Source organism: Sulfurimonas sp. (assembly GCF_023228785.1).
Taxonomy (GTDB): Bacteria; Campylobacterota; Campylobacteria; order Campylobacterales; family Sulfurimonadaceae; genus Sulfurimonas.
In genome coordinates, this window is the sequence record NZ_JALOAN010000055.1 from 1 (window position 1) to 9,410 (window position 9,410).

At 35.5% G+C, this 9,410-nt stretch carries 7 protein-coding genes; all 7 read right to left on the bottom strand.

What is annotated here, in order from left to right; all coding sequences use genetic code 11:
- Positions 1-1,904, bottom strand: a 1,904-nt coding sequence (locus M0Q24_RS10800; protein WP_295050543.1) for a methyl-accepting chemotaxis protein, incomplete at its 3' end; no start/stop codon positions are given.
- A gap of 62 nt (positions 1,905-1,966) precedes the next feature.
- Positions 1,967-2,254, bottom strand: a complete 288-nt coding sequence (locus M0Q24_RS10805; protein ID WP_295050545.1) for a hypothetical protein — start codon at positions 2,252-2,254, stop codon at positions 1,967-1,969.
- Positions 2,235-2,591 (bottom strand): hypothetical protein, encoded by a 357-nt coding sequence (locus M0Q24_RS10810; protein WP_295050547.1) that lies wholly within the window; start codon positions 2,589-2,591, stop codon positions 2,235-2,237. The genes M0Q24_RS10805 and M0Q24_RS10810 overlap by 20 nt, the downstream gene beginning before the upstream one ends.
- Before the next feature lie 64 nt (positions 2,592-2,655).
- Positions 2,656-3,648 carry a HAMP domain-containing sensor histidine kinase gene (locus tag M0Q24_RS10815; protein WP_366934194.1) on the bottom strand — a complete coding sequence of 331 codons (993 nt, stop codon included), beginning with the start codon at positions 3,646-3,648 and terminating at the stop codon, positions 2,656-2,658.
- A complete protein-coding gene (locus M0Q24_RS10820) occupies positions 3,648-4,925 on the bottom strand; it encodes a M18 family aminopeptidase (RefSeq protein WP_295050549.1) in 1,278 nt (425 codons plus the stop codon). The genes M0Q24_RS10815 and M0Q24_RS10820 overlap by 1 nt, the downstream gene beginning before the upstream one ends.
- Before the next feature lie 9 nt (positions 4,926-4,934).
- The gene (gene dnaE, locus M0Q24_RS10825) at positions 4,935-8,486 is read right to left on the bottom strand and encodes a DNA polymerase III subunit alpha (RefSeq protein WP_295050551.1); all 3,552 of its coding nucleotides are present in this window, start codon (positions 8,484-8,486) and stop codon (positions 4,935-4,937) included.
- Between the two features lie 102 nt (positions 8,487-8,588).
- Positions 8,589-9,155 (bottom strand): elongation factor P, encoded by a 567-nt coding sequence (efp, locus tag M0Q24_RS10830; RefSeq protein ID WP_295050553.1) that lies wholly within the window; start codon positions 9,153-9,155, stop codon positions 8,589-8,591.
- Between the last annotated feature and the right edge of the window lie 255 nt (positions 9,156-9,410).

Genomic DNA, 9,410 nt, shown 5'->3' on the forward strand with positions numbered 1-9,410 from the left:
CCAAGTCTACACATAGTGTGGTCACCTTCATAAGAGTCTGCTTTGCCTTCAAAGGCAGCTGAATAAGTGTTGTTTTTTAAGACCATATGATCTAGTTTTGCCATATTGACAAAGAGCTCATGTCCTATACTTGTGTTATCTTTTGTAATCTGTTCAGAATTTTTTATGAGTTCATTCAAAGTCTCTTTAAACAGATCAAGCTTCTCTTGCGACGACTGAGCATGTCCTTCTATAAGCTCGCTATTTTCAGCCATACTTGTAGAATTTTGTTTAAGCACACTAATATTTGCCTCAACTTCACTTGTAGCTTTTTGTGTTCTCTCAGCAAGTTTACGCACTTCATCCGCCACAACTGCAAAACCACGTCCGTGTTCTCCTGCACGAGCAGCTTCAATAGCAGCATTTAGTGCTAAAAGGTTTGTCTGATCTGAGATATCTTTTATAAGTGATATAACATTATAGATCTCTTCAACATTTGAGTTTAACTGCTCAGATGAGAGTCTTGACTCGCTTATCATCTGAGTAATGTTTGAGATAGTGCTAATAACTTCATCTGTAGAGAGTGTAACCTTAGATATTACATCTTCTGTATCTTTGTTTAGTTTGTTTACATTTTCTACATTTTGCACATTCTCTTGCATAGTGTGACTTAAGTTTTGAGCGTTATTTATCGCCCCTTTTATCATCTCATCTGAGAGTGCTAAATTCACTCTATTTTTATCCATGCTTTCTTTAACAGCTTTTTCAGACTCAATTGCTCTAAGAGCTTCATCTTTGGCATCTATTGATAATTTTTCAACCTTGTTCAAAAACTCATTGAAACTCTCACTTGCATCTCCAAGCTCATCTTTAGATTTTACAGGAAGTCTTTTAGATAAGTCAGCATCACCTTGTGCTAACTCTTGAGCAACTTTATCAAGATTTATTATTGGATTTACTATTGCTACTTTTATAATCATCATCAAAAAGATTAAGATAAGTAAAAATACAAAGGCCATAATATAAACTTGTCTTAGCAATGAACTAGCAGATTTATCTATGACACTATTGACATTTGAGAGTTTGTTTCCAACTACTGCATATCCAACTATATCACCTGAAAAATCTTTGATAGGTTCGCTAATAACAAAGTATTCATCTGCTATTTCAAATGTAGATGTTTTTGATATGTCTGTATTTTTCAGACTATTAAAAAAGTTTTTATCTATGGCACTTTCATTTACAGCTAAAGTATAGTTTGAGAGTTTTGGAGCATCTTTGAGTGCAGTAGCAGTAGAGAGAAAATCATTTTTCATAACTATCACCATCTCAAAGCCTTCATTTTTTCTAGCTTGTTTAACTATGGAGTTTAATCCTTGCATAAACTCAACAGAACCCAAATAAGAGTTGCCTTCAACTATAGGAGCAAGTCCTCTAAGAACTAAGCCTGCTCTACCGAGTTCTATAGCTACTATTGGTTTTTTGTTATTTTTAATATCTACTATAGTTTTTCTAAATGAGCGTAAGTCATCTCCAAACTTTTTTGGACTCCAAGCTCTTAAAAAACTATGAACGTTTGCATCATGGATATGAATCTTTATATTGTTATATTCAGTAAATTCCTTAAACTCTTTTGATACTAGGTTAAGCCCATTTATCGCTATCTCTCTATCATTATATTTTAAGGCGCGAACGACATCGTAGTTTTTTGCTATATTTATAGCATTTGTTAGTCCTATGTTTTCTTTTGAGTGCATAGCCTCTTTATATGAAGAACGGAGTGTTTTTTCTTGATTTTTATAGACATTTTCTTTCATGTCTTGCATGGAGTAGTAGTAATTCACAAGTATCACAGCAAAACCAAAAATAATAGATGCTATAAGAGGAATGTGAATTTTTTTACTAATGGAGAGGTCATTAAGCATTGAAGTCCTTTTTAAGTGTTACATAATATTATTATCTCATAGCTCCACTTAAAAAATTATTATTAGTTTTCTTTATAAAAAGTTATCTCAAAGTTCCCATCTTCACGTTCTTTAACATCGTGAAGTATTGTTATTGGGATCCTCTCATAAAGAGGAAATGGTTCATGAAAATAGATGCCAACAAGTCTATGAGAAGTTGTCTTTAAAAGACTAAGCCCTCTGATCGTGTTTACCATTGGTTCAGGTGGAGTACAAGCTGATGCATCAAACTCATAAAATATTAAATCATCTTTTTCATAAGTGTAAAAAGGAAGTGTTGTTCCTTCTACTTCAACTGGCTTTTTGTTCAAAATGAAAACCTCTTTTTTCTATGTATACATAAGCGCCATAATATTCATCCCACTCAAAGTATTTTGAAACTTTTTCAAAAGCTTTTAGTACGACTGTATCTTGGCAATCGTGATTATAAATCGTAATAGAGGTGTGATAATATCTGTTATATGATTCTATAGGACGAAGTAACATATCTTGCCACGATATTTCAATCTTCCCATCATAAGGCTCAAACGGAACTGTAGAAATTACTGTTTTGTTAGTCACTTTGCATTTAAAATGACACACAACATAAAATCTATCAATTTTAACAAACTCCAAAAGTGGAGTTATGTTTTTATGTCGTATTTCCATAATTTTATGCCTTCGATTCAAATATACTGATTATATATCGACCAAAGCAATAATTATTCCACTACTACCGAGCTAGCCTTACCTCAAATGATTTCTTATCTCTATCTAATAGCTTGACATTTCCGCCATGAGCTTCAGCAATTTCTCTACTTAACACTAAACCTAAACCATTTCCTTTTAACTTTGTACTTTTAAAAGCTTCAAAAAGTTCAGCTCTATTTTCTACTTCAACACCACTGTCGTAAATATAAAACTTATGGTATTTCTCATCTCTCTCATAAGAGAGTTCTACAACTCCGTTATCATTATCATCAGCTTCTATAGCGTCAATAGCATTAGCCATAAAGTTACTAAAGAGCATCTCTAGGAGATCTTTATCTGCATTTAATTCAAAATCTATTTGAGGAAAAACAAAACTAATCTCTTTTGAATATCCATAATATCCTATAGACATATCTATAGAATCTTTTAAAGTGCTCCACAAAAACTTTGTTCTGTTTATCTCTATGCCTTTTGAGAACATCAAAGTAGCTTTTATAATCCTATCTATGCGGTAAACTGATTTTTGAATCTCTTCTACTATTGGGATATTTTCAGGCATAACTCGCTTTTTTAGAGTTGAGCTTAAAAGTGAAATAGATCCAATTGGGTTTCGGATCTCATGAGATAAGTGTGCAGCCATTTGTCCCATAGTAGCTAGATTTTCTTTTCTTTTTTGCTCTGTGATATCAGTTGCACTTATCATAGTTTTGTCTTTATAACTTGAACTCTTTATAAGATAAAACCTTGAGTTAAACGGCACTTCATAGTCATCACTTTTAAGTTTTATGAGTCTTAAAAGCTCAAGAAGTTCTCTAGCCTTTGAGTTTTGCAGAAAAACGCTACTATCTTCATCTATGATCCATATAGCATTTGGCAAGAATTCAACGACTCTTTCAATGGTATTTTGCAAATGCGTATAAGACGCTTTTAACTCATTAAATTCGCCCTCAACCTTATAAGTCTGCTCTATTAAAAGGTTTAACTCTTCAGGAGTTATCATATCTTGTGAAGACACTATTTATGTTCCAAAAGTATCTTATAAAGCGAGTGTGCATCATCTCTTCCAGCTAACTCTCTTATGGAGTGCATTGCATAAGTAGGAAGTCCAACATCAAGTGTTTTTAACCCTAATCTTGTAGCTGTAATTGGTCCAATTGTAGAGCCACAACCCATATCGCTTCTTGCAACAAAGTATTGAGTAGGTTCTCCAAGACTTGAAGCAACACTTTTAAACTTAGAAATACTTTGCGTACTAGATGCATACCTTTGGTTAGTATTTACTTTTATAACTACACCTTTGTTTATCATCGGAGCATGGTTTTGATCATGCTTTTCTGGGTAGTTTGGATGAATAGCGTGTGCATTATCGCAAGAGATCATTATGGAATCTCTTATCATCTGCAAAAACTCTTCATAGTCACTAAAGACTCTTCTTAGCGTGTCTTCTAAAAAAGATCCAGCCGCACCAGAAGTCGAAGCACTTCCAACCTCTTCATGATCACTTGCAATAAAAAGCATAGCTCGATCTTCTTCAACACTACAAATACTCAGCATTCCAACATAACAACTAAGCAAATTATCAAGTCTCGCACTAGATATAAAGTCATCTTTTAAACCAACAAATGAGGCTTTTTGAACATCATAAAGACTAAGTTCAGTAGCTAAGATCTCTCTTGCGTCTGCAATGCCAACTTGTGAGAGTTGCCACTTTAAAAATTCATCATATTCAAAGTCATCTGAAGTACTAAGAATTGGGGAAGTATGAGTCTGTTTATTAATTGTTCTCTCTTTATTTGCAAACTCATCAAGATGAATAGCAAGAGATGGAATAACAGCTAGAGCTTTTTTAGCATCTATAAGTGCCTCTTGGATCTCGCCATTTGAGTCAAGGTAAGAGATGCGACCTGCAATAGAGAGATCTCTGTCAAACCAAGGGTTTAAAAGTATGCCACCATAAGGCTCAACCATAAGCTTAACAGCTCCATGAGCCTTAACAACAGGGTTTGGCTTTAGTCTAAAGTTTGGAGAATCAGTATGAGTTCCAACCATGGTGTAGTTTTTTGCACCCTTTGGGTAAGTAAAAGCGATCACAGATGAGTCATTTCTTCTAACAAAATACTTCTCACCCTCCACTAAGCTCCATTTTGTGTTCTCATCTAGTTCTTCAAACCCAGCATTTAAAAACATTCCAGACATATTCTCTGTAGCATGAAAAGGCGTAGGCGATGCATCTAAAAACCCTAACAATCCTTCGTTGAAATCTTTTTTATCCATAATTTCTCCATTTGACATAAAATTTTCCTAAACTATAATATCCACAGCCTCGTTACCATCAAGTGCTGTTATGATTTTGCTATCTACTCTTATGGCTGAGTCGATTACTACATTTTGAAGCTTTGAGATTATAGTGATCTTAAGCTCACGGTTTCCAGGGTTTTGTCTGATTAGTGTGTATAGCTCTTCTAAGATAGTTGTACTCTCATCTAGTTTTATAGATAAGTTTATAGGTTCGAGTACAACTTCGCGAACTTCTTTTTTTACCTTTTTAGTCTCTTTTTTTGCATCCCTTAGAGTCATAATTTTAGTTACACCCATTCTTGTAAACATATCTGTATGAGTAATTTTTGCTTTAAAAGCAATTGGTTCACTTAGATCCATGGCTTGGAGTTGATCTAGCTTGTCACTAAAGAGCATGATCTCTATGTTTCCATGAAAATCCATCAAAGAGACTATGGCAAACTGATTTCCTTTTTTAGATGTTTTTTTAATAATATCCTCTACTTTACCTATGAAAATAGCGTAAGAGCCATCTTTGATGCCGCTGATTTCAGAAGATAGAGTGTAGTCTAGCTCTTCAAGTTTTTCTCTAAACTCATCAAGTGGATGCCCAGAGACATAAAATCCTAAAATCTCTTTTTCAAACTCCAAGATCTCTTTTAAACTATACTCATCAGAGTTTCTTAGCTCTAGTTTTACGCTTGTTATCTCTGCATCATCTCCAAAGAGACTTCCATGTGCGTTTTTTCTTGCCATTGAGGCATCTTTTGCAGTATCAATTATAAGCTCTATCTGATCTAGGAGTGCTTTTCTTGAGTAGCCATATCTATCAAAACCACCAGCTTTTATGATGGATTCTATAACTCTTTTATTTACCTTACTAGGCTCAATTCTATTTACAAAATCTTCTAGGCTTGTGTAGTCTCCATTTTGCACTCTCTCTTCTAGCATCGCCTCAATGGCAGCATTACCAACACCTTTTATTGCACCCAGACCAAATAAAATAACTTCTCTGTCATCTTTACTAATGGCAGAAAACTCTAAAAGAGAGTCACAAATATCTGGAGGAGAGAGCTCAATGCCCATTCTCTTTACCTCATCGATATAGCGAACAACTTTGTCCATATTGTCTTTGTCAGATGTTAAAAGTGCAGCCATAAACTCATTTGGATAGTAAGTCTTTAACCATGCAGTTTGAAAGGTAACCATTGCGTAAGCTGCTGAGTGAGACTTGTTAAAACCATAGCCAGCAAACTTCTCAATGAGATCAAAGAGTTTTGAGGCTTGTGTGTAGTCATAACCCTGTTTTTGTGCACCAGATGCAAACTCATCGTTATACTTTGACATATCTGACTTTTTACCCATAGCACGACGAATAATGTCAGAGTAACCAAGGCTAAATCCACCAATAGTTTGAACTATCTGCATAACCTGTTCTTGGTATACGATGACTCCATAAGTGTTTCCAAGTATGGCCTCCATCGGCTCAAATGTGTACTCAATCTCTTCTCGCCCATGCTTTCTCTCTATAAAGCTATCAAGCATCCCAGACTCCATAGGTCCTGGTCTATAAAGTGCTAAAACCGCAATGAGATCTTCAAAACTATCTGGCTTTAGTCTTCTGTTTAGATCTTGCATACCGCTTGATTCTATTTGAAACATTCCAACAGTATCGCCACCACGGATCACATCATAAACCTTAGGATCATTCTCATCTATTTTATGCCAGTCTATCTCTTTGTCATATCTGTACTTTACAAGTTTAATAGCATTGTCGATCACATCTAAAGTCTTAAGTCCAAGGAAGTCAAACTTTATGAGATCTACATCTTCAAGGTAGTTTAGTGAGTACTGAGTTACAAAAGTATCTTCACCAGATGGTTTATATATGGGTGTTTTAAACCAAAGTTCTTCGTTTGAGATCACAACACCAGCTGCGTGAATACCAGAGTTACGCTTCAACCCTTCTAGTTTTTTTGCAAACTCCCAAACACGAGCCGCATTTGCATCAGATCCAATGAGCTCTTGAAGTTTAGGCTCTTTTTGAAAAGCACCTTTTATAAACTCCCCATTTTTCTCTCTACCATTTAGTGTAATTCCAAGCTCATCAGGAACAAGCTTTGCCATATTGTCAGCTTGAGAGAGTGGCATATCTAAAACTCTTGCCACATCACGAATGACTCCTTTTGCAAGAAGAGATCCAAAGGTTATGATCTGAGCTACTTGGTTTCTTCCATACTTCTGTACAACATAGTCTATAACTTCCCCACGGCGAGCCTGCATAAAGTCCATATCTATATCGGGCATACTTACACGTTCAGGATTTAAAAATCTCTCAAAAAGTAAGTCATACTTCATTGGATCTATATCTGTAATATCTAGTGAATATGCCACAAGACTTCCAGCTGCTGATCCACGCCCAGGGCCTACTGCAATGCCCTGCTCTTTTGCAAACTTCACAAAGTCCCAAACTATAAGCATATAACCAGGAAACTTCATTGAGTTTATAATGTCCATCTCAAATTCTAGTCTCTTTTTGTACTCTTCATGTTTTTCTTGTGGGACAATTTTTAGTCTCTCTTTTAGTCCTAATTCACAACGATATATAAAATATTCAGCATCCATTATGTCTTTGTCATCAGAGCTTAGTTCTAGCCCATCATCTTTTGCATACTCTGGAGTAAACTTAAAGTTTGGCGGAGTTGGAGTCTTTACTATTGGCACAAACTCTTCACACTTATCTACGATCTCTTGAGTATGCGTTATAGCCTCTGGTATGTCCGCAAAAAGCCTTGCCATTTGTTGTGGCGATTTTAAGTAAAACTCATGCACCGAGTGACGCATACGGTTTGGATCATCGTAGAGTTTATTCATCCCTATACACATAAAAGCCTCATGGTACTGAGCATCGCCTGGGTATGTGTAGTGAGTGTCATTTGTAGCTACTATTTTTATACCTGTCTCTTGAGAGATCTTTAAAATGTTGTTGTCAATGTAGAGTTGGTCACCTATACCATGACGCATAAGTTCTAAGTAAAAGTCATCTCCAAAAATATCTTGGTACTCTAATGCTACAGCCTTAGCACCCTCATAACCCAAAGCTCCATTTTTTACATTTCTCTCATTTGCTAGGTTTAAATGCCAGTTAACTTCCCCTTGAAGACAAGCAGAAGTACAGATGATGCCCTCACTATGCTCTCTTAACTCATTTTTGTTTATGCGTGGAAAGTAGTAAAAGCCATCTATAAAAGCTTTTGAAGATAAGTACATTAAGTTCTCATAACCCTTTTTATTTTTAGCAAAAAGACAGATGTGAAATCTCTGTTTCGTACTCTTGTCATCAAGAGTAGCACCATTATGAATATATCCCTCCATTCCAATAATAGGCTTGATCCCAGCTCCTCTCATCTGATGGTAAAAGTCGATCGCACCAAACATATTTCCATGATCCGTCATTGCGACAGAAGTCATGCCAAGTTCTTTAACTCTTTTTACTAAGTTTGTTAGTTTGTTTGCACCATCAAGTAGTGAGTATTCGGTGTGAAGATGTAGGTGTGTGAAGGGTTTTGCACTCAAGATATTTGCCTTTAATAAAGTATAAATTAGTGAGTGATTATAGTTGATTTATCTTAATATGAAGTAATACAACTCTTAGTAAAGTAAGAGTTATATTGAAGTTTATTTTACTTTTTCTAGATACTCGCCATCTACTGTATTTACTTTGATCAAATCGCCCTCTAGTACATGGTAAGGAACTTGTACAACTGCACCAGTCTCAAGAGTTGCAGGCTTTTTACTTCCACTTGAAGTATCGCCTTTAAAGTTTGGAGGAGTCTCTGTAATTATAAGCTCCATAGTCTCAGGAGCAGCAACTGAAATTGCATCGCCTTTATAAAAGATTATGTCTACATTTACGCCATCTTTGAACCACTTTGAAGCATCATCGCACTGCTCATATGAAAGACCTAGTTGATCATAAGTGTCGTTATCCATAAACTGGTACATTTCGCCATCATCGTAAAGATACTGCATAGTTTTATAGTCAATTACTGGAACTTCAAACTTATCTCCAGCGTGAACAGTCTTCTCGACCACTTTGCCATTTAAAAAACTCTTAGCTTTCATACGAACAAAAGCAGCACCTTTACCTGGTTTTACATGTTGAAACTCTACTACTCTACAAGGAACTTCGCCCACAATCATACGAACGCCCTTTTTAATATCACTCATACCTATAGTTGCCATCAAAATTCTCCTTAATGGTGCAATTATTTTATTTAAATTGCTGGGATCTTACAATAAAGATGCAAATATCTAGTTTAATCTTCATCTAATGCAGGTATGTAAAGATTTTCTCTCGTTCCCATCGCTCCGAGACTGTGAAAGAACTTTCTAAAAGAACTCTTAAATAAGGGTTCTTTTAATCCCTAAAATGGTACAATACCGTCATAAAACTTCGTAATATAGGGCTTTGATGAGTAGTAATTATAAAGAAGGCTT